The 20,593-nt window shown below is 60.2% G+C and carries 16 protein-coding genes and 2 pseudogenes; 11 read left to right on the plus strand and 7 right to left on the minus strand.

All coding sequences use genetic code 11. The features are described from left to right. Positions 1-2: 2 nt before the first annotated feature. Entirely contained in the window at positions 3-1,154 is a 1,152-nt protein-coding gene (locus JJD66_RS09640; RefSeq protein WP_054898231.1) for an MFS transporter, read from the minus strand. Between the two features lie 359 nt (positions 1,155-1,513). Here JJD66_RS09640 and JJD66_RS09645 point away from each other — a divergent pair, with 359 nt between their 5' ends. The 5 genes from JJD66_RS09645 (at position 1,514) to JJD66_RS09665 (ending at position 8,453) form a co-directional block, all read left to right on the plus strand. Beyond that, on the plus strand, positions 1,514-2,500 hold the full coding sequence (locus tag JJD66_RS09645; RefSeq protein ID WP_200648035.1) for a diaminopimelate epimerase: 987 nt from the start codon (positions 1,514-1,516) through the stop codon (positions 2,498-2,500). Positions 2,501-2,785: 285 nt separating this feature from the next. Then, the gene (gene tssI / locus JJD66_RS09650) at positions 2,786-4,681 is read left to right on the plus strand and encodes a type VI secretion system tip protein TssI/VgrG (RefSeq protein ID WP_200648036.1); all 1,896 of its coding nucleotides are present in this window, start codon (positions 2,786-2,788) and stop codon (positions 4,679-4,681) included. Next, positions 4,681-5,517 (plus strand): DUF4123 domain-containing protein, encoded by an 837-nt coding sequence (locus JJD66_RS09655; protein ID WP_200648037.1) that lies wholly within the window; start codon positions 4,681-4,683, stop codon positions 5,515-5,517. The genes tssI and JJD66_RS09655 overlap by 1 nt, the downstream gene beginning before the upstream one ends. After that, positions 5,510-6,289 carry a hypothetical protein gene (locus JJD66_RS09660; protein WP_371920446.1) on the plus strand — a complete coding sequence of 260 codons (780 nt, stop codon included), beginning with the start codon at positions 5,510-5,512 and terminating at the stop codon, positions 6,287-6,289. The genes JJD66_RS09655 and JJD66_RS09660 overlap by 8 nt, the downstream gene beginning before the upstream one ends. Positions 6,290-6,302: 13 nt before the next feature. Further along, positions 6,303-8,453: a lipase family protein gene (locus tag JJD66_RS09665; RefSeq protein WP_200648038.1), complete on the plus strand. Its 2,151-nt coding sequence runs from the start codon at positions 6,303-6,305 to the stop codon at positions 8,451-8,453. 9 nt (positions 8,454-8,462) lie between these two features. Here JJD66_RS09665 and codA read toward each other — a convergent pair whose 3' ends face one another. The 4 genes from codA to JJD66_RS09685 form a co-directional block, all read right to left on the minus strand. Next, entirely contained in the window at positions 8,463-9,698 is a 1,236-nt protein-coding gene (gene codA, locus JJD66_RS09670; RefSeq protein ID WP_200648039.1) for a cytosine deaminase, read from the minus strand. A 50-nt stretch (positions 9,699-9,748) separates the two neighbouring features. Further along, a complete protein-coding gene (gene codB, locus JJD66_RS09675) occupies positions 9,749-11,017 on the minus strand; it encodes a cytosine permease (RefSeq protein WP_200648040.1) in 1,269 nt (422 codons plus the stop codon). A gap of 397 nt (positions 11,018-11,414) precedes the next feature. Further along, on the minus strand, positions 11,415-11,771 hold the full coding sequence (queD, locus tag JJD66_RS09680) for a 6-carboxytetrahydropterin synthase QueD (RefSeq protein WP_003190259.1): 357 nt from the start codon (positions 11,769-11,771) through the stop codon (positions 11,415-11,417). 97 nt (positions 11,772-11,868) lie between these two features. After that, on the minus strand, positions 11,869-12,948 hold the full coding sequence (locus tag JJD66_RS09685) for a hypothetical protein (protein WP_054898802.1): 1,080 nt from the start codon (positions 12,946-12,948) through the stop codon (positions 11,869-11,871). 158 nt (positions 12,949-13,106) lie between these two features. Here JJD66_RS09685 and JJD66_RS09690 point away from each other — a divergent pair, with 158 nt between their 5' ends. From JJD66_RS09690 to JJD66_RS09705, 4 genes are read left to right on the plus strand one after another with little or no spacing between them, the layout of a single operon-like run. Beyond that, complete coding sequence (locus JJD66_RS09690; protein ID WP_105226380.1) at positions 13,107-13,409, plus strand: PepSY domain-containing protein; 303 nt, start codon at positions 13,107-13,109, stop codon at positions 13,407-13,409. Continuing rightward, a complete protein-coding gene (locus JJD66_RS09695; RefSeq protein ID WP_198715420.1) occupies positions 13,409-13,720 on the plus strand; it encodes a PepSY domain-containing protein in 312 nt (103 codons plus the stop codon). The genes JJD66_RS09690 and JJD66_RS09695 overlap by 1 nt, the downstream gene beginning before the upstream one ends. After that, positions 13,720-14,388 carry a response regulator transcription factor gene (locus tag JJD66_RS09700; RefSeq protein ID WP_034125807.1) on the plus strand — a complete coding sequence of 223 codons (669 nt, stop codon included), beginning with the start codon at positions 13,720-13,722 and terminating at the stop codon, positions 14,386-14,388. Before JJD66_RS09695 ends, JJD66_RS09700 begins: the two co-directional genes overlap by 1 nt. Beyond that, on the plus strand, positions 14,385-15,698 hold the full coding sequence (locus JJD66_RS09705; protein WP_200648041.1) for a sensor histidine kinase: 1,314 nt from the start codon (positions 14,385-14,387) through the stop codon (positions 15,696-15,698). Before JJD66_RS09700 ends, JJD66_RS09705 begins: the two co-directional genes overlap by 4 nt. A 128-nt stretch (positions 15,699-15,826) precedes the next feature. Here the strand turns inward: JJD66_RS09705 and JJD66_RS28450 are convergent, their stop codons facing one another. Then, positions 15,827-16,582: a methyl-accepting chemotaxis protein gene (locus tag JJD66_RS28450; RefSeq protein ID WP_370694801.1), complete on the minus strand. Its 756-nt coding sequence runs from the start codon at positions 16,580-16,582 to the stop codon at positions 15,827-15,829. Between the two features lie 102 nt (positions 16,583-16,684). Continuing rightward, a pseudogene (locus JJD66_RS28455) lies at positions 16,685-17,974 on the minus strand (HAMP domain-containing protein); the annotation flags it as partial. Between the two features lie 229 nt (positions 17,975-18,203). On the opposite strand from JJD66_RS28455, the gene JJD66_RS09715 reads away from it, so the two are divergent. Both JJD66_RS09715 and JJD66_RS28460 read left to right on the plus strand, forming a co-directional pair. Next, positions 18,204-19,523, plus strand: coding sequence for a Na+/H+ antiporter family protein (locus JJD66_RS09715; RefSeq protein ID WP_164919368.1), 1,320 nt, complete (start codon positions 18,204-18,206; stop codon positions 19,521-19,523). A gap of 182 nt (positions 19,524-19,705) precedes the next feature. Beyond that, positions 19,706-20,527 (plus strand): annotated as a pseudogene (locus tag JJD66_RS28460) (cache domain-containing protein); the annotation flags it as partial. Between the last annotated feature and the right edge of the window lie 66 nt (positions 20,528-20,593).

Genomic DNA, 20,593 nt, shown 5'->3' on the forward strand with positions numbered 1-20,593 from the left:
ACTTATACCTTGAGGATTTTTCCACTGATGGCTACTGCAGCCAGCAATACCGCGATCAGGATGAACGCAGTACTCAAGCTGCTGCCATGGGCGATAAAGCCAATCATGGCGGGGCCGGCGAGAATCCCGGCGTAGCCCAATGTGGTGATGGCAGGCACTGCAATATGCTCTGGCATCACCGTTTGCTTACCCACGGCGGTATACAGTACCGGTACGATATTCGAACACCCTGCACCCACCAGCGCGTAGCCGAGCAGCGCCGTTTCCCACGCTGGCAATAGGGTCGCGAGGAGCAAGCCGGCACAGGCCAGCGCGCCACCGATCACGATTACGCGAGTGGGCCCCAGGCGTCGAACAATGGCATCGCCGGTCAGGCGTCCAGCAGTCATGGTCAAGGCAAATGCCGCGTACCCCAGGCCGGCGTAAGCCTCATCCAGGCCGCGCTCGGCGCTGAGGAACACAGCACTCCAATCCAGCACGGCACCTTCAGCCAGGAATACGATGAAACACAGGCAACCGATAAACAACACCACGCCATGGGGCACTGCAAATGCCGGTCCCGAGCTTTTGCTGCCATAAGGCAACAAATGCGGTGCGGCTTTCAACAGCGCCGCCACCGTGATAACGACGACCACCAGAGTCGCCTGCAATGGCGACAGGCCCAGCCCCAGCAACCCCGCAACCCCCGCTGCGCCGACAATGCCCCCCAGGCTGAACAACCCGTGAAAGCCCGACATCATGGTTTTGCCACTGGCGCGCTCAACGATCACCGCTTGCAGGTTGACGGTGGAGTCCACGGTGCCCAGGCCCGCGCCAAACAGGAATAACCCCGCGATCAACAGCGGGATCGAACTGACAGTGGCCAGCATCGGCAGGGCCAGGCAGATCATCAGCGTCCCTGCGGTGAGCACGCGTCGGCAGCCAAAGCGAGATGCCAGCACGCCCGCAGCGGGCATCGCGATGATCGACCCCACCCCCAGGCACAACAACAGCAGGCCAAGGGTCCCTTCATTCAGATTTGCACGCGCCTTGGCGTACGGCACCAAAGGCGCCCAGGCGGCGATACCAAAACCTGCGATAAAAAAAGCGATGCGGGTCGACATCTGCTCCAGCCGCCCGGGAACCACGGGGGCAGGGGTGGGAATGGCAGTCATGAAAAATCCTTGGTTTGGCGTTCAACGAACGATGTCCGGCGCGACATCCTTGCACATCAGGCCCTGTCGAGCGAGCTGGGTTCCTTTTGTGATCAGGATTAAAAACGCAGATTGCGAGCTTTTTTTTACAAAAAATGGAACGCTTTGGCGTCGGGTAACCACGTAGGAATGGTCGAACCTGTAGGAGGTGGTCCGGAAGGTGTGTACTCCCAGCAGGAGTGGCTGAACCCCAGGTTCTTGCAGTGGCTTACTGCCTTTGCGCCCACCTCCCACAGATCGACCGTTCTGTAATACGCTGCTGTCCCGATGGTCGATAAGTGAGCGGACGAACCGATGAAAAATCTCTGGCTGGCGTGGTCATGACTCGGTTCTACGATGCACGCGGAAATATCTATGGGGTGGTCAGCCCGGCCCATTTGCGCGTTCTGGGTATCGATGTGCCCGACAACGCCCGCTTGGCTGCAAGCACGCGCAAGATGTGGGCCGCGTCGGCCATTGCGTCCGAATGTGGCTGGGGTGCATTACCACCACCGGCCGGTGCAAAGGCGTATCGCTGTGATGGTTTGTTAGTCGGGCCATTTCAAGCACGGCCACCGTTTGATCTGCTGATCATCAATACTGACAGTTCTCTCGCCGAACGCAGTGGTAATGGCCTGACCATTTTTGCTCAGGCGTTAACCGACCAGGGGTTAATGGTGCACGGTAGCGAGTTGCGGGTGTATCACGACAAGCCGGATGCGGTATCGCCCGTGATCACCTATGTCGAGCCGGCGAAGCATGAACAGGTGCCAGGCTTCTGGCTGGCGTTGGGCAGGCCCGAGTTTGGCCCCTTGGCGGTGGGGGCGGTCGGTGTGAGCCCTGTGGTCGCGGCACATCATGAATTCAGTCGCGTGGCGGCATTGGCGTCGATCAATGCGCAATGGGGAAACAGCCAATTTGTCCGGATAGGCAACCCTCATTGTGTGACGCTGGTTGAGCATGTGTCGGCGTTGCCGGGTGATGACACGATGCACCAGTTGGCACTTTTCAATCGGTTGAAGGCCATCGCTTTTGCACCGCCGGCAGGGTGCGGGCAACTCTGTGTTGGCGGGGTCAACCTGCAATGGGTTGCTCGAGACGCTGGCAATCGAGTCATCGCGCGCGTATTTGAGCGAGGAGAGGGGCCTACGGCGTCTTCGGGGACCAGCGCCAGCGCAGTAGCATGCGCGGCATGGCGCGCGGGTTGGATTGAGGGTGACGACGTAACGGTGGTGATGCCGGGTGGCACGGCGCCAGTGCGATTGCAGACCGAGTCTGGAAATGTGCTGAGTGTGAGTCTTTTCGGGACGGCGCGACTAATTATTTAGACCTCGGAACAGCAGGCGCCTTGAATTAGTGTCAGTCGTTTCCTTAAACCTTAGTTGTAAAGAGACAAGCAACAGTCCGCGTTTTCTGTTTGTTATGGAAAGTATTAATATTTTGTTAAAAGACACTTCCGTCCTCGTTGTACGAAACTTCTTTTTTATTCGGTGCGGGCCGAAAATCGCCTGAAATCGCTAAGCTTGAGCATGTTCAGGTGCTTTTTTTCCAATCCAGTTGGCGTTGGCGAAAGAGAGTCGTTCAATCGAAAAGTTGATGGCGGGTAACAAAGGATGGTTAACAAGTTTCTTTCGTCATGTTTCAAATTGATCCTTTCAGAAATAAATACAGATTTTCAGGTAGTAGCGTTCAAAGGCAGCGAAGCCCTCGATCAACCTTACTTCATACAGGTGCAGTTAGTCAGCGAAGATCCTTCTCTTGACCTGGAGGCATTGCTTCATAAACCCGCCTATCTGGACTTCGGGGAAGCAGGGCAGGGCCTGCATGGGTACGTCTACGCCATCGGTCGGGACGATCCCGGTGCGCGACTCACCCGTTATCACATCACGCTGGCTCCACGTCTGGCATCCCTTGCCCATCGTTGCGACCAGCGGATTTTCCAGCAGCGCAGCGTACCGCAGATCATTGCGACGGTCCTCGAACACCACGGCATCTTCTCTGACGCCTATGCCTTTGAACTCGGGCCGGTGGTGTATCCGCCACGCGCGTTTTGCGTGCAGTACAGGGAGTCCGACCTGCATTTTATCCAGCGGCTGTGTGAAGAGGAGGGCATCCACTATCACTTTCGTCACAGCGTGGACAATCATCTGCTGGTGTTCGGTGATGACCAGACAGTATTTCGACGGTTGCCGGTGCAGCGGTATTGTTCGTCGCCTGATCCGGCGCTCCAGAGCCGTGTTGTACAGCGTTTCGACCTGCGATTGGAGACGCGCAGCCGGCGCACTGTACGTCGTGACTATGACTTCGAGCACCCTTCATTTCGCCTGCAAAAACATGCCGGTGCCGGGCAGGCGCAAGCTTTGGAAGACTATGCCTACCCTGCCGGTTTTAAGGGGCATGCGCGCGGCGCGCAGCTGGCGCGACGCGGCCTGGAGCGTCACCAGCGTGATCGCCACAGGGTGTTGGGCAAGAGCGACCAGCCGGCATTGTGCAGTGGTCACTTCCTTGAGCTATGTGATCACCCCGACCCACTCTGCAACGATTTATGGCTGCTGACTTCGGTGCGTCATGAGGGTTACCAGCCGCAGGTGTTGGAGGAGTCGATAGTTGAGTCCAGTGGATTCCAGGGCTATCGCAACCGATTCACCGCGACACCCTGGCGTGCAGTGTATCGACCGGCCCTCAAGCATCCCAGGCCAACGATCAGTGGCAGCCAGACCGCGACGGTAACCGGGCCTGCGGGCGAAGACGTGCATTGCGATGCCTATGGTCGGGTGAGGGTGCGCTTTCATTGGGATCGTATGGACAACCGCGAGGGGGCGAGCAGTTGCTGGCTGCGCGTGGCGTCCGGTTGGGCGGGGGACGGGTTTGGGGCCATGGTGATTCCACGGGTAGGCATGGAAGTGCTGGTGAGCTTTCTGGAGGGCGACCCGGACGACCCTCTCGTTACGGGTTGCCTGCCCAATGCATCACACCTGCCAGCCTATCCCTTGCCACAGCACAAGACACGCAGCGTGCTGCGTAGCCGCAGTTCACCGGATGGCGGAGGGGCTAACGAGCTGCACGTTGAAGATCGACGCGGCGAAGAGCTCATCTACCTGCGCGCCCAGCGTGACTTGGAACAACGGGTGGGTCATGACAGTCGCCTGGAGGTAGAGGGCGATAGCCTGACTCGCGTTGGCCAGAGTCTGGTGATCGAAGCTGGGCAGCAGGTTCACCTCAAGGCCGGTGCCAGCCTGGTCATTGAGGCCGGTGCGCAACTGAGCTTGATGGCTGGCGGGGAACACTTGGTGATGCAAGCGGGCAGTATCTCAAGCAGCAGGCCCCTCACCCAGGCCGGTTCGTCGGTCGCAAACAGTTCGGTGAGCCCGGCTTTGCTCGCTGGCGCGCAGTTATCGGCAGTGCAAAGCATTGTCATGGACTTGGCCAGGCAACTGGACGCGGACTTTTGCCCCCTGTGCGAGCGCTGCCGCGAAGGCCTGTGCGATATCACGCAGAGGGCGGCTTGATGGACAGCTTGCCCCATCGTTGGATGGCCCAACAGCTGCAGAACGGGCACCGATTGTGCCTGATAGTGGAGGGTAGCCACGAGACTCGCCAGCCTCTATTGGCAGGTTGCACCCCGTCGCACTATTGCAATCTCTATAGCGATACCGCCGCGGCGGAGCTGGCGGGTTCTGGCCCGATCATCCTCTTGCTTGAGCAGATCAATGAACCCGCCCTGGCTGATCTGTTGCAACACCCGGAGTCAAACTGGGGGTGGCTCGCGAGCTTGTCGGCTACCGACTTGGCGGATGTGGCGCGCCATTGGCGCGAAAGGCTCCTGATAGGGCCGGAGGGCCAGCAGGCGCTTTACCGCATTCACGACAACCGCACCTTGGCCCGCGCCTTGGCCTATCTGGCCAAAGAGCATTGGCCGGTCTACCTCGGGCCGCTGATCAGTGTGTGCTATTGGCACGAAGGCCATTGGTGCCATCACGAAAACCCTGCGCCGGGCGATTATCCAGCGCCTCGGCTACCGCCTTGGCTCGATACACCCAACCCCCAGGCCGAAGCCATCCTGAACGCCAATATCCTGCGTTACCTGTTGGCGGAACACAGTGAAGACCTGGCGGCATTGGTCGAATTCCAAGACCCAAGGATTTGGCTGGCCCAGGTACTGGCGCAGGCGCGCGCCTGGCAATGGCGGGAGCCGGAGAAGCTCGAATTTCTGGTGGTGCGTCGTTTGGCAGAGGCGACCCGAAGCAGTGTTATCCATTGGCAGCCGAGGGCCGGTGAGGCGCCAGGGGAGCATTTTGAACGAGTGGTGGAGCAGTGGCACAGGGAGGTAGGGAAAAGTGAATAGGTGGATAGGGTGGGTGTTGCTGGTTGTTGCGGCTGCGTGGCTGTCGGGGTGTACGGGGAGGACGGTGGAGCGTTTTACATTGGAGGTGGATTTGCCGGCGCAATTTGAACTTAAAACGGCTGCCAACTACCGCCCCGCAACGGGTGAGACCTGCACCTTGCCTCGGCGGCGAGGCAAAAGACCTGAGCGGAAAGTCTTTTTTACAGACTACAAGCCTGTGGCGAGCAGTGTGAGTTACGAGTTGCCACTGACTGAAACGGTAGAAGGATGTCCGTTGGTCCTGCGCAGCGTGGAATTTGACTTCTATGCGAAGTGGGGGACGCGGAGTACGGATGTGGGCGGGAATTTCGGGAGTATTTCCATTCGAGACCGTTTGGAGGCCGAGCTACCGGGGATGCCCGACTCGGGTGTGCAGGAAATACTTGGGCAATGTAAGTGGCATTTTCGGACGGTAGGGCCTTTGCATGCGATTAGAAAACTCCTGATCTGCAATTCATTGGATTCGATGGGCAACTTGCAAGAGTCGCGGGTAGGGGGCGTTGTACAAAGAGATCAACTGTCGGGAAGAAAGCTCAAGGTTGTGTTGAATTTGACTGATGAGGAACGACCCGCCTTTGACGATAATTGGATAAATGTTCCAGGTGGATGGAAGCGATGTAGGGGTAAAAACTTTGCCGATCGGGACGCTTATTGCAACGGCAATACCACCGACTTTAAACCGATAAAAATGCCGGATGGCCGCATTTGTAATATTTATCCATCGTGTGAGTAATAAGGAGTAAGCCATGTATTTGGACGCAAGGAAGCGACCCTTTTTCAGTGACAGCACGCCAGCTTGTTCATTGCGAGGGCAATGGGTGAGTTTTTGCTTGGTCGATGAAACTGGAGTTGGGGCGACGTACGGCGGCCTGTCGTATACGGTCCGCGACAGCGCTGGACGAGAGTACAAAGGTAGATTGAACGGGGAAGGATTCGCCAAGCTAAAAGATATTTACAGCGGTCCTGTGGTACTCGTTTTTGACGATCTGTATTCAGGAACCGAGCAGCCATATCGTCGGTTAATGATGCGGCCGACTTATCAGCTACCTATCACCGAGCTTCAAGTTCGTGCTGAGCAAACCAGATTTGCTGCGGTCGACGGACGTCGTATTGAAGCCAATCTCGCTCAACATCAACCCAACAGATTTTATCAAGTCGAAGTTAGAGATTTAGTTCGTCATGTCGCCCATTTGCCTCCGACAACGCCTCGAGTCCACTCTCCCAAGCGTCACGCACTGAAAATGATGGCCGATCTGGGCTTCGGCCCGCCTCAGCCTTCATTGGTGGGTATCGTACTGTTCCCCAACAAGCACACCGTTCTGGAAGTGCGACCACTACGGGCCTTACGCCCCATCTTATCCACCGAAGACGGCTTCTGCGCCCTGAACCTATACCAACTGGCATTGTTTGCTGCGTTGAGTTACTGCGATTTTGGACAGGCCCCCGCCGAAAAACCATTAGACGAAGTCCGGTTTCCGTTGGATCCGAGCGTTGGAAATTTATTCGCTGAACAGCTTTCGGTGTATCACGAAGCCTGGCGAATTGATCCGAAGCAATCACACCGTTTTTACCCGATCTACGAAGATATCCCTTACTCCCAACGCTTCGAAATCCTGCCGTTCGATCCCGTGTTGTATCCCCAAAATCGCCCGGAACGAAACGAAGAGCAGGAGCATCCCGCACGTCTGCACTTTTTCGATGATGAAAAATTCGGTACTGACACCCAGGCCTTCATCACCCACCACGATGAAGTCATCCTGATTTCTGTGCGAGGAACGGTCAGCCGTGCCGACGCATTACGTGACGCCGACGCCCATCAGGTGTCTTTCGACGACGGTGTTGGAAAAGCGCACGGTGGTTTTTACCAGGCCTACCGGGCTATGCGTGATTTCGTATTGCAATACCTTGATCAGTTTCATGTGGGCCAGCGCATCGTAATTTGCGGCCACAGCCTCGGAGGCGCCATTGCATTGCTGTTGGCCGAAGGGCTGCGCCGAGCCCAGGATGCCCATTACAACATCCTGCTCTACACCTACGGCGCCCCCCGCGCCGCCGACTCTGAATTCACCGCCGGTGCCTCTTCCCTGGTCCACCACCGCATCGTCAACCACAACGACCCTGTCCCCAGCGTCCCGGCGCCCTGGATGAATACCACCGCCAAGCTCTGGATTCCCGGGGCCATCACGCTATTCAGCAACCCTTTACCCGGTGGCCTGTTGTTCGCCGCAGGGCTGGTGCGCGTGGGTGGTAACCCCTATCGACATCATGGCGAGCAATATCATTTCATGCCGATCACGCTCCCGGATGGCAGCCATTCTTCGGTGTTATGGAAGCCTGGCTGTGAATCCCTCCAAGAAGCGGGTTGCAACCGCGCATTGCAACTGCAGGGCGACATGCCCGACCGCGATAATGTGCTGAGGCAGCTGTTTCAAGCCGACCAGCACTTCATGACCACCAGCTACATCCCCGCGGCGTGGGCGACATTGCGCCGCTGGCAACAAACCCTGGAGAGTGAGGGCTCGTTGGTGACCCAGAGGGAATTCGAGCTGCTCGACCGGGCCTTTGAAGACATGCGCGAGCAACTACGGGCCAAGCGGCGTGAACTTGCTCTGCGGCGCCCTGCCAATGATCGTAGCCATGAACCTACTGATGCCTTGAACGCAGAGATCGACCGTTTGCACACCAGCCGCGAGCGCTTGGCAAGCCTGCGCTGGCGTCGCCTGCAAGCCCGCGATGTCTACGGCAGCCATGCCTCTTCTGCACATCTGCAAGCGAGCCTCAAGCGTTGGTTCCGCCATCGCGAGAATCGTGAGCCGGCCCAATTCACCAGCGTCCCGCCGCCTTCCCACGATGAACAGGCACGGGTGCAAACGTTGGACATCGACTCAGTCGTCTAACCCACGCGGTTACATAAACTCTACCTGTGCCGGTTGCCGTTTCATCAGTACCTTGCCGTTGCGAATCGAGTACAACGGCAGGCCCTGGCTACGTATGACTTCGTAGTCGCTGTCGGCCGACAGGATCAGCAGGTTGGCTGGGCGACCTGCTTGCAACCCATAACGATCGCCCAGGGCCATGGCTTTGGCACTGTTGTCGGTGACCAGGTCCAGGGCGTTTTGCAAATTGCGGTAACCGAGCATATGACAGATGTGCAGACCGGCCTCCAGTACTCGCAGAATGTTGCCGTTACCCAGCGGGTACCAGGGATCGACGATGGAATCCTGGCCGAAACACACGTTCATGCCGGCCTCAAGCAGTTCGTTCACACGGGTGACACCACGGCGTTTCGGGAAGTTGTCGAAGCGGCCCTGCAGGTGGATGCTTTCGGTGGGGCACGAGACAAAGCTGATGCCGGAGTGCCCTAGCAGGCGAAACAGCTTGGCGCAGTAAGCATTGTCGTAGGAACCCATGGCGGTGGTATGGCTGGCGGTCACGCGGGCACCCATGTCGCGGCTGCGGGCTTCTTCCGCGAGGACTTCGAGAAAGCGTGAGTGGGGGTCATCGGTTTCGTCACAGTGCACGTCCACCAGGCAGCCAGTACGCTCGGCCAGATCCATGAGGAACTTCACCGAACTCACGCCTTGGTCGCGGGTGTATTCGAAGTGGGGGATGCCACCGATCACATCGGCACCCAGGCGAATGGCTTCCTCCATTAACTCGCGACCATTGCGGAAGGACTCGATGCCTTCCTGGGGGAAGGCAACGATTTGCAGGTCGATCAGATGCGAGCTCTCTTCACGTACCTCCAGCAGGGCCTTGAGTGCGGTGAGGTCCGGGTCGGTGACGTCGACATGGGTGCGCACATGCTGGATGCCATGGGCGGCGAGAGCCTGAATGGTTTTTTTGGCCCGGGTCTTGGTGTCTTCCAGAGTAATGGTGGCCTTGCGTTCGCCCCAGCACTCGATGCCTTCAAACAGCGTACCGCTCATGTTCCAGCGCGGCTCGCCGGCGGTGAGGGTGGCGTCGAGGTGGATGTGGGGCTCGACAAAGGGCGGTATGACCAGGTTGCCGGCGGCGTCCAAGTCGCCGCCCATCAGTATGGGCGCTCCGGTTTGCGCAGTGATGCTGGCGATCCGGCCATTTTCCAGGTGCAGATCATGCAGGCCTTCACGGTTGCGCAGGCGGGCATTGATGATGTGCATGGGCAAGTTCCTCTTGGCTAAAAACAATCAGGCAGACAGCCGCCAGATCCTCAGGGCGATACCGATGTCCGGGCGGTCATGACGCGTAGTATGGCGCTGAGCAGCACATAGGTCAGCGATGCGGCAAAAATTCCCACCAACGGTGCGACCCACGGCGAGTTGAACGCGACCACGGTGCCCACCCCATACGCGATCAGACCTGGCCAATTGAATGCCGGTAAGTGAGCCTCTGCCAAGCGCGGATATTGGCCGCGATAGCGATAGAAGAAGTCCGCCATGATCACGCCTCCTATCGGCGGGATGACCGTGCCTAGCAGGATCAGGTACGGCACCAACAGGTCGTACATGCCGAACAAGGCGAGCAGGGTGCCGATCACCGCGCCGGCCAGGGTCACGCTCTTGCGACGTTGGGTACGTAGCAGGTTGCAACCGGCGACGGCGAAGTTGTAGATGGTGTTGTCCTGGGTGCTCCAGATATTGAGCAGCAACATCGCCATCGCCGCCGTGGCGAAACCTTGCAGCAGCAAGACTTCCACTACATCCGGTTGCTGATAGACGATGGCGCCATAGGCCCCGATCAGCACCATCAAGCCATTGCCGACAAAAAAGCCGATCAGGCTGGCCAGCACCGCAACCTTGGCCGAGCGCGAAAACCTCGTCCAGTTGGTGGCCTGGGTTGCCCCGCTGACAAAGGTCCCGAACACCAGGGTGATGGCGGTGGACAAGTCCAGCTCAGCGCTGGGCACCACCGCCAGCAGCCCCTCCAGCCCGCCGACCTTCACGGTGGCGACCCACATCGACAGCATCAACAGGATGCCCATGGCCGGCACCGCGATGTAGGACAGGATTTCCAAGCCGCGGTACCCCACGTAGGCGGTGGCGCAGAACAGTAAGCCAAATACCACCATCAGCCCCAGCACACTGCCCTGGCTCAATTGGAAATACTTGCCCAATACCACCGCAGCCGTGGCCGTGCCCCAGGCATACCAGCCGATCTGGGTAAAACCGAGGATCAAGTCACTGAGCTTGCTGCCCACTTCGCCAAAGCAGAAGCGCCCCATCAACACCGAGTTCAAGCCGCTCTTGAACGCGATGTAACCCAAGCCTGCGGCGTAGATACCCAACAACAGGTTACCCAGGGCCACGACGCCGAGCATGTCGATGAAGCTGAACGCTACCCCCAGCTTGCCGCCGGCGAACATGGTCGCGGTAAAAAAGGTGAACCCCAGCAACACCATGGCCGTAGAGGCCAGACCCTTGCGCGCGTGCAAGGGGACTTCGCTGAGAGGGTAGTCGTTGCCGGGGTCTTGCTGCGTCATGGGGGCTGCTCCCTGAGTGGTGACCCAGGTCGTGTGCATCCTGCGTGCCAATGCAGGTGCAGGCAGGTATGCGCTGACGGAGTAAGCCCTTTATAAGGCCGTCCCCTCCCAATCAGCGCAAAAGCAGTGCAGCGGTGAGCCAAACTGGCTCAGTCGATCGGCGTCTGTGCGGGTTTTCCTAATGGATCAGCCCGCCGCTTCGAAAAAAACACCTACAGTTGGCAATGTCAGCCAATTAAGAGCTAGAGCGAACAAACAGTGACCTGTGGCGAGGGAGCTTGCTCCCGTTGGGCAGCGTAGCAGTCCCATCTTTTGGGGCCGCTTCGCGACCCAGCGGGAGCAAGCTCCCTCGCCACAGTGACATTCCCCGCAGGTGGTCTTTTCATCACTCGATCACTTACTCGCCGCGATAAATGCACCCACTGGTGCAGGTCTCGTGGATACGGATCGCACTAAGTTCCGGCAGCAAGGGTTTCAGTTCATTCCAGATCCACTTGGCCAGTACTTCGCTGGTAGGGTTTTCCAGGCCGGGAATGTCGTTGAGGTAGTTGTGGTCGAGGCGTTCATAGAGCGGCTTGAAAATCGCCTTGATCTCCGAGAAGTCGCGAATCCAGCCGGTATGGGGATCCAGATCGCCGCTCAGGTGGATGGCCACCTTGAACGAATGCCCATGCAGGCGCCCGCATTTGTGGCCTTCCGGTACGTGGGGCAGGCGGTGGGCGGATTCGAATGTAAATTCCTTGAAGATTTCCACAGTGTTTTCAGCTCGGTCAGGTGTCTGGCAGGCGGCGAGTTTAACAGCTTGATCAACCTCTGCGCATACCGCCCCTCGGCCGCAGGCGCCCATGCGGTCAAAGGGCTAGCAAACGGTCGCCGAGCTTGCCGTTATCCGCCAATGCCAAAAACTCATCCCCCAGCCGTTGGCTCTCGCTCATGGCAGTTTGCCAATATTTGTTGCGGCCAGGGTCATCGCCCATAAAACGCTTGAAGTCGCTGCGGTCTGGCAGCTTGCCGTGGGGCAGGCGGGCCAGGTAGTCCCTGGACGGCGCCAGCAGTAATACATCCTGCAAACCTTGCTGGTTGCTGCGCCGCCATGGCAGGCCCTTGTCGAACCAGCCGGGGATCACCCGGTCGGTAAAATGCGGGTACAGCACGATGTCATCGCCGTGGTAGGGCAGGTCGAGGTGGTAGTCCAGCAGGCCGCCGTCGCGGTAGGTGCCGGCCCCGGCCCCGGGCAGGTCGCGCACGCCTTGCATGACCATGGGGATCGACCCGGACGCGAGCAACGCCTGGCGCAGGTTGCCCACGTCCAGGGTGAGGAAGCGCGAGGGGAAGTCTTTCAGGGGGTGTACCGGTGGCGCCTGGCGCGGGTCGTGGATGATCAGCCGTTCGAAATGCCGCGACAGCCGTGCGCGGCCCCGCAGGTTATCGGCAATCACCGACGACAGGCCCAGCCCCAGCCGCCCACGGTGGTCATCGGCGAGCAAACCGTGGCTCTTGACCACCATGATGTTCAGCCGATAGTCGGGGTTGTCCAGCACCCGCGCATCGCGCCCGGCCAGCAGGTCGTCGAGCATGCGTTGGCAGCTCTGGCTGACTTGCGCCATGGTCACACCTTTGGCGAAGCGCTGTTCGTTGTACAGCCGGCCCAGGTCGAGCAAGCCTTGCACCGGGTCGGGCAGGCAGGCGCTGGCAAACCGCCAGGAGCCAATGGACGCGCCGATCAGCGCACGCTCGCGCGGCGCACGGGGCAACCAATCACCGAACAGCGCCAGGTCGAGCCCTTGGATACCAAGAGCCTTGGGGCCGCCCGCCGCGCCGGGGAGGATACCGACGTCGGCAGGCGCAAGGCCCTGCTCGCGGATGCGGGTGATGGCGCGTTTACCGGCCTTGAGTGTCAAGGCCGGGAACTTGATATGGATGGCTGTCATACCGGTCTCTGTTGAGGCGAGCGGGGCAGTATAGGAAATCTCGCAGGCAGTGGGAAAAATGGCTTGACTGGAATTGCCATGGTGGCAATTCAGTTTCAGTTAAGTTGCGGCGCGTACCGTGGCCGGCGTAGGAAAACATCATGTAACGGAGACTTATAATGAAGCGCCTCACTGGCCTGGGCGCCGCCGCTATCATCCTCGTTACGGCGACCCCGGCCGCCGCCGTGGACCCCGACAAGCCACTGATCGTGCCGGCCACTGTTACAATTGTCGCTTTCGATCAATTGGAAGCTACGGCCCTGGCCCTTCACCCTGGTTCGACGCTGCTGGACACCGATTTGGATGAGGAATACGGCAAGTACGTCTATGAAGTCGAGCTACGAGATGCAGACGGCATTGAATGGGACGTTGAATTGAACGCGCTCACCGGGCAGGTTCTCAAGAATCATCAGGATACGTAATGAACGTAAATTTACGCGTCGGCAGTCGCGTGGCGCTGGTGCTCATGGTGTTCTGTTCCAGCCTGGCGGCCCGCGACCTCAACCAGGACGAAGCCCTGGCCCTGCGCCAACAAGGCGTCATCCTGCCATTGGAACAGCTGTTGCAGCAGGCCATGGCGCGATACCCCGGCTCACGGCTGCTGGAAGCCGAACTGGAAAAGAAACACGGGCAATACGCCTATGAAGTGGAACTGGTGACCACCGAGGGCGTGGTGCGCGAGATCAAGCTGGATGCCACCAATGGCGACCTGATCAAAGATGAGGAAGACTGATGCGCCTGCTCCTGGTGGAAGACAACGTGCCCCTGGCCGACGAACTGATGGCCGGCCTGCAGCGCCAGGGCTACGCGGTCGACTGGCTGGCCGATGGCCGCGACGCCGTGTATCAAGGACGCAGCGAGCCGTATGACTTGATCATCCTCGACCTTGGCTTGCCCGGTTTACCCGGGCTTGAAGTGCTGGCGCAATGGCGCGCTGCCTCGTTGGCCATCCCAGTGCTGATCCTCACGGCCCGCGATTCCTGGGCCGAGCGTATCGAAGGGCTCAAGGCCGGCGCCGATGATTACCTGAGCAAACCCTTTCACCCTGAAGAGCTGTACCTGCGCATCCAGTCGCTGCTGCGCCGCTCCCACGGCCAGACGAACCAACCCACCCTGCAAGCTGCCGGCCTGCATTTGGATGAAGGTCGCCAGTGCGTGCTACGTGACGGCGCCGAGATCCAGCTGACGGCTGCCGAGTTTCGTTTGTTGCGCTATTTCATGCTGCATCCCGAACAGATTCTGTCCAAAAGCCACTTGGCCGAACACTTGTATGACGGTGAGACCGAACGCGACTCCAATGTGCTGGAGGTGCACGTCAACCATCTAAGGCGCAAATTGGGCCGCAGCGTGATCGAGACCCGGCGCGGCCAGGGCTACCGTTTCGGCGCCACCCCGGCATGAGGTCGATCCAGCGGCGCTTGAGCCTGGGGTTGATCAGCGTGATGGTGATCGTCGGCGTGGTGCTGGCGCAAACCAGCCTGTGGTTGTTCGAGGCGGGTTTGCAGCGCTACCTTGAAGCGGGCTTGCGCAACGACAGCGAAAACCTGCTGGTGGCGCTGGTGCGTGGGCCCAACGGCGTGCAGTTGGATGAGCAACGCCTGTCGCCGGCGTACCAACGGCCATTTTCCGGGCATTACTTTCGTATCGACTTTGCCGATGTGCATTGGCGCTCCCGTTCATTGTGGGACCAGGAACTGCCCCGGCTCCCGGTGGCGGGGCTCAAGGGCAACCTGCAACTGGGGCCCGAAGGCCAGCAACTGTTGGTGCTGCGCTCGGACTACAAACGCTTCGGCCAATCGATTTCCATCAGCGTGGCCCAGGACTACACGCCTGTGCGCGAAAGCTTTCGCCTGATGCGCCAGGTCGGCCTGGTGATGGGGCTGGCGGCGCTGCTGTTGGTGCTGATCCTGCAACGGGTCACCGTGCGCCGTGCCCTGCGCCCCCTGGAGACCGCACGCAACCAGATCGCCCAACTGCAACAAGGCCAACGCTCGCAACTCGATACCCAGGTGCCGCTTGAGCTGGAGCCCCTGGTGGCGCAGATCAACCACCTGTTGGCGCACACCGAAGACAGCCTCAAGCGCTCCCGCAATGCCCTCGGCAACCTGGGGCATGCGCTGAAAACCCCGCTGGCAGTGTTGTTGAGCGCCGCTTCCAGTGACGCGCTCAAGGATCATCCGCAACTGAGCCAGTTGCTGCGCGAGCAATTGGAGCAGGTGCAGCAGCGCCTCAACCGTGAACTCAACCGTGCGCGCCTGGCGGGTGATGCCTTGCCGGGCGCGTTGTTTGACTGTGAACAAGAGCTGCCCGGTTTACTGGCCACCCTGCGCATGATCCACGGCGAACACCTGGACCTCAGCTATCAGGTGGCGCCGGGCCTGCAATTGCCCTGGGACCGTGAAGACCTGCTGGAGCTGCTGGGCAATCTGTTGGACAACGCCTGTAAATGGGCGGACGCCGAGATACGCCTGAGCGTCAGCGAGACGCCCCAGGGCTATCGGCTGGCGGTGGAAGACGACGGCCCCGGCATTCCCGAGGCCCAGCGCGACCAAGTGTTCAGCCGTGGCGCACGCCTGGATGAGCAAAGGGTTGGCCATGGCCTGGGTTTGGGGATCGTGCGCGACATCGTTGAGGTGTGGGGCGGGGTGTTGCAACTGCAAGAGAGCGAGCTGGGTGGGCTCAAGGTATTGATCCAGTTGCCACGCCGCTGACACTGGCACACCACCGCTCAAAATGTGGGAGCTGGCTTGCCTGCGATAGCATCGACTCGGTTTATCTGAAATACCGAGGTGTCTGCATCGCGGGCAAGCCCGGCCCCCACAGAAAAGCCTTGCTACATTCAGACCCGAAACTGATCCATCAACCCCTGCTGCTGGTTCGCCAGGCTGTTCAACGCCTGGCTGACCCGCGCCGATTCATTGGCCTGCTCCGACAACGACTCGGTCACATCGCGAATGGTCGCCACGTTGCTGTTGATCTCTTCGGCCACGGCGCTTTGCTCTTCCGCGGCGCTGGCGATTTGCAGGTTCATATCACTGATCACCGTGACCGCATCGCCAATCTGGCGCAAGGCGGTGACGGCCTGACCGACCTGTTCGACGCTGCCCTGGGCCTGGCGATAGCTGTTGCCCATGGAGCCGACCACGTCGCTGGTACCGGTTTGCAATTGTTCGATCACCAGGCGGGTTTCTTCCACCGATTCCTGGGTGCGCCGTGCCAGGTTGCGCACTTCGTCGGCGACCACGGCAAAACCGCGGCCGGCTTCACCGGCGCGAGCGGCTTCGATGGCGGCGTTGAGCGCCAACAGGTTGGTCTGCTCGGCGATGCCGCGAATCACTTCGAGCACCGAGCCGATCTGTTCGCTGTTGGCGGCCAGGCCTTCAACTTGGGTCATGGCGGTGCTCATGTCGGCGGCGAGCTCGCCAATGTTGGCGGTGGTGCGGTCGATAACCGTCAAGCCTTGGCGAGTCGCCTGGTCGGCATCTCGGGCGGCTTGGGCCGCCTGGGCGGCGCTGCGAGCCACATCCTGGGCGGTGGCGCTCATTTCGTGGGATGCGGTGGCCACCTGATCCACCTGACGGTACTGCTGCTCCATGCCGGCGCTGGTTTGCGTGGCAATGGCTGCGGACTGGTCGGCGGTGCCGCGAGCGTCCTGCACCGAGCGTTTGACCTCGGCAATGATCGGCTGCAGCTTGTCGAGGAAGCGGTTGAACCAGCCGGCCAATTGGCCCAGTTCGTCCTGTTTGGCATAGGCCAGGCGCCGGGTCAGGTCGCCTTCACCGCTGGCGATATCCTCAAGCATGTGCGCCACGCCGAGGATTGGCCGGGTCACGCTGCGCGCCATCAGCCACACCAGGATCAAGCCGACCACGGCGGCGAGCAGGCCCAGGCCCAGTTCCAGCAGGGTGCCTTTGGCGTTGTCGGCGTCCAGCTGGTTTTTCAGCGCTTCGGCGGGGGCGACCAGGACTTTTTCCGGTACATCCAGCAATACGCCCCACGCCTTACCGCCGGGAATGGGCGCAAAAGGCGCGAGTACCTTGAGTTGGTGGTCGGTGCGCAGGCTGCGGGTCTGGGTACTGCTGGCCAAGGCACTAGTCAGCTGTGCGCCGCTGGCCGGGTCGATCTGCTCCAGGCGTTGGCTGAGTTTGCTGGCATCCGGGCTGTAGCCAGCCAATAAGCCAGTGGCGCTGAGGATGCTGACCTGGGTCTGGCCGTCGTACAGTTTCTGGCTGGCCTGTTGGCTGACCGCCTGCAGGCTGTTGAGGTTGATATCCACCGACAGCGAGGCGATGACTTTGCCATTGACCATCAGCGGGAACACGATGCTGGTCATCAGCACGTTCTGGCCGTCGATCACATAGAAGTAGGGCTCGATCACACAAGGCTTGAGAGTCGTGCGCGGGCAGGTGAACCAGGCGTTGGCCTTTTCGCCGCTGGGGCCGATGGAGGTGTCGGCCATGTCGCTCTCGGGCAGCGCCATCGAGGTGATTTTCCCCGGCGTCGGTTGCGACCAGTACAGGGCGAAACGGCCTTTGTCATTGCTGCCCAGTTCCGCCTGGTTGGCGAACAGTTCGTCCTTGCCGTCCAGCGCATTGGCTTCGAACACCAGGGACAGGCCGAGGAGGTCGGGGTTGGCCTGCAGGGCGGCCTTGACCTGGCGCGTCAGGTCTTCACGGGTGTCGAAGGCATCGAGAAAGCGCTTCTCGGCCTGTTCGCGCAAAAACAGCACCTGGCGGGAAAAGCCATGGCCGTACTGGTAGGCATCCATGAACTGCTGGCGAATGCCCAGCGCTTGCACTTCGCCTTGGGCCTCGATGCGCGACTGGGCGGCTTCGTCGAGCATCTGCATGCTGGACGCCTTGACCTGCTGGGAGCTCTGCGCCATGCGATACAGCGACAGACCCACCAGCAGGGTCACGATCCCCAGCAGGCAGAGACCCGCCAGCAGGGTGATTTTCCATTGAATGGAGAGCTGCCTGAGCGACATCGGGACATCCTTACCTGAAAGCACATAGAGACAGCGTATCGGCCAGTGCCGGTATTTCTTTATCTGTGCAGAGGGCTTTGTCTCACCACAGTTTTTGACATGACAGCCCAGCTCCTGCAAAGTGCGCGCCCTCTAATAAGACCTCTTTCAAGCCTGCACGCCGGCAGCTGTTCCCATGGGCCGCGCGCGGGCATGCCTGTCTTTTTTGTTTCTGCTTGAGGTAACCATGATTAACGCAGTCATCGCCGCGGTCGGCACCATGCTGGTACTCAGCCTGTCCCGCGTGCATGTGGTCATCGCCATTATCGTCGGCGCCCTGGTGGGCGGCTTGACCGGTGGCCTGGGTATCGAGGCCACGCTCAAGGCCTTCAACGGCGGGCTGGGCGGCGGCGCAACCGTGGCCTTGTCCTACGCATTGCTCGGCGCTTTCGCCGTGGCGATTGCCAAGTCCGGGCTGGCCCATGCCTTGGCGGACAAAGCCTTGCTGCTGGTGGACCGCCAGGACGCCAGCGGTGGCAACCACGTCAAATGGCTGCTGATCGGCCTGTTGTGGGTGGTGGCGATTGCCTCGCAGAACATCTTGCCGATCCACATTGCGTTTATTCCGCTGCTGGTACCGCCGCTGCTGTATGTACTGACCAAGCTGCAACTGGACCGTCGCCTGATCGCCTGCGTGATGACCTTCGGCCTGATCACCCCGTACATGTTTCTGCCGGTGGGCTTTGGCAATATCTTCCTCAATCAGATCCTGCTGGCCAACGTCGCCAAGAGCGGGGTGGATATCAGCGGGGTCAATGTCACCCACGCCATGGGCTTGCCGGCTCTGGGCATGGTGGTCGGCCTGCTGGTGGCGGTGTTGATCAGCTACCGCAAAAAGCGTGTGTACGACCTGAAGAAAATCGAGCGTGTCGAGCAAGTGGCGGTGCAGTACAACCCGCTGACCCTGCTGGTGGCCGGCCTGGCGATCGCCTCGGCGTTCATCATCCAGTTGTGGCTGGACTCGATGATCATCGGCGCCCTGGCCGGGTTCCTGATCTTCTCGGTGTCGGGCATCGTGCGCTGGCGCGACACCGATGACCTGTTCACCGAAGGCATGAAAATGATGGCGATGATCGGCTTCATCATGATCGCGTCCTCAGGTTTTGCCGAAGTGCTCAAGGCCACCGGTGACGTGAACTCGCTGGTGCAAACTTCGGCGGCGTTCATCGGCCATAGCCGGGGCGTCGGCGCGTTGTTGATGCTGCTGGTGGGGTTGTTGGTGACCATGGGCATCGGCTCGTCGTTTTCCACGGTGCCGATCCTCGCGGCGATTTTCGTGCCGCTGTGTGTGCAGTTGGGCTTCAGCCCGGTGGCCATCGTGTGCATCGTTGGTACCGCCGGTGCCTTGGGCGACGCCGGTTCGCCCGCCTCGGACTCCACCCTCGGCCCCACCTCCGGCCTGAACATCGACGGCCAGCACCACCATATCTGGGACACCGTGGTACCGACCTTCCTGCACTACAACCTGCCGTTGCTGGCCTTCGGCTGGCTGGCTGCGATGACGCTCTGATCCAGGCGAGAACCTCTGTGGCGAGGGAGCTTGCTCCCGCTGGGCTGCGAAGCAGCCCCAAAAAGCTTGCGGGCGCTGCGCACCCGAGCGCGAGCAATCTCTGGCCACACAAGCTCGCGCCTACAGTAATCGCTCACATGGCCGTTAACCTCTCAAGTCGCCACTAACAAGAGAGAAAAGCCATGCGTCTGAGTTTGAAGGCCAAAGTCCTGGCCCTTGCTGTCGTGCCGGTGTTGTTGTTTGCCGTGGTCATCAGCCTGACCACCGTGTGGATTCTGCAGGGCCAGGCCCGCAACGAGGTGGATGAAACCCGTCAGCGCCTGCTCAACGACGCCAAGGCCACCCTGCAAAGTTATGTCGAGGTGGCCATGACCACCATCAAGCCGCTCTACGACGCAGCAGCCCCCGGCGACAGCGCGGCGCGGGCGCAGGTGGTCAAGTTGTTATCCAATACCAGCTACGGCAAAGACGGCTATTTCTTCGGCTACGACTCCGAGACCATCCGCCTGTTCAAGGGCAACAGCCCGGACGGCGTGGGCAAAAGCTTCAAGGACAACCGCGACCCCAACGGCGTCTACGTCAACCGCGACCTGGTGAAGGTCGGCAAGGACGGCACCCACTACCTGCAATACAGCTCGACCCAGCCCGGCCAGACCGAGCTGGTGCCCAAGCTCGGCTATACCGAGTACCTGCCCAAGTGGGACATGGTGATCGGCACCTCGGTGAACCTTGATGGCATCGACGCCCAAGTGGCGGTGGTGCAGGCAAAAGTCGAGAAGCGCATGCAAGGCGTACTGTTGAGCATCCTCGGCGTGGCCGTGGTGGTGTTGCTGGTGATCGCCGCCGTGGGCATGCTGCTGGCCAATACCATCCTGCGCCCGCTGCACCTGATGAAGGCCAACCTTGATGACATCGCCGCGGGTGAAGGCGACCTGACGCGCCGCCTGGCCATTACCAGCCAGGATGAACTCGGCGATCTGGCCGGTGCATTCAACCGCTTTGTCGATAAAATCCATGGCCTGGTGCGCCAGATCACCGACATGACCGCCCAACTCACCGGGCTGGTGAGC

The sequence above is a fragment of the Pseudomonas sp. MF6751 genome (assembly GCF_016613265.1).
Taxonomy (GTDB): Bacteria; Pseudomonadota; Gammaproteobacteria; order Pseudomonadales; family Pseudomonadaceae; genus Aquipseudomonas; species Aquipseudomonas fluorescens_BV.

Excerpts from the sequence above, each read along its gene's own strand:
- JJD66_RS09640 (WP_054898231.1), bottom strand. The coding sequence starts at position 1,154 with ATGACTGCCATTCCCACCCCTGCCCCCGTGGTTCCCGGGCGGCTGGAG.
- JJD66_RS09645 (WP_200648035.1), top strand. The coding sequence starts at position 1,514 with ATGACTCGGTTCTACGATGCACGCGGAAATATCTATGGGGTGGTCAGC.
- tssI (WP_200648036.1), top strand. The coding sequence starts at position 2,786 with ATGGTTAACAAGTTTCTTTCGTCATGTTTCAAATTGATCCTTTCAGAA.
- JJD66_RS09655 (WP_200648037.1), top strand. The coding sequence starts at position 4,681 with ATGGACAGCTTGCCCCATCGTTGGATGGCCCAACAGCTGCAGAACGGG.
- JJD66_RS09665 (WP_200648038.1), top strand. The coding sequence starts at position 6,303 with ATGTATTTGGACGCAAGGAAGCGACCCTTTTTCAGTGACAGCACGCCA.
- codA (WP_200648039.1), bottom strand. The coding sequence starts at position 9,698 with ATGCACATCATCAATGCCCGCCTGCGCAACCGTGAAGGCCTGCATGAT.
- codB (WP_200648040.1), bottom strand. The coding sequence starts at position 11,017 with ATGACGCAGCAAGACCCCGGCAACGACTACCCTCTCAGCGAAGTCCCC.
- JJD66_RS09685 (WP_054898802.1), bottom strand. The coding sequence starts at position 12,948 with ATGACAGCCATCCATATCAAGTTCCCGGCCTTGACACTCAAGGCCGGT.
- JJD66_RS09690 (WP_105226380.1), top strand. The coding sequence starts at position 13,107 with ATGAAGCGCCTCACTGGCCTGGGCGCCGCCGCTATCATCCTCGTTACG.
- JJD66_RS09695 (WP_198715420.1), top strand. The coding sequence starts at position 13,409 with ATGAACGTAAATTTACGCGTCGGCAGTCGCGTGGCGCTGGTGCTCATG.
- JJD66_RS09700 (WP_034125807.1), top strand. The coding sequence starts at position 13,720 with ATGCGCCTGCTCCTGGTGGAAGACAACGTGCCCCTGGCCGACGAACTG.
- JJD66_RS09705 (WP_200648041.1), top strand. The coding sequence starts at position 14,385 with ATGAGGTCGATCCAGCGGCGCTTGAGCCTGGGGTTGATCAGCGTGATG.
- JJD66_RS28450 (WP_370694801.1), bottom strand. The coding sequence starts at position 16,582 with ATGGAGCAGCAGTACCGTCAGGTGGATCAGGTGGCCACCGCATCCCAC.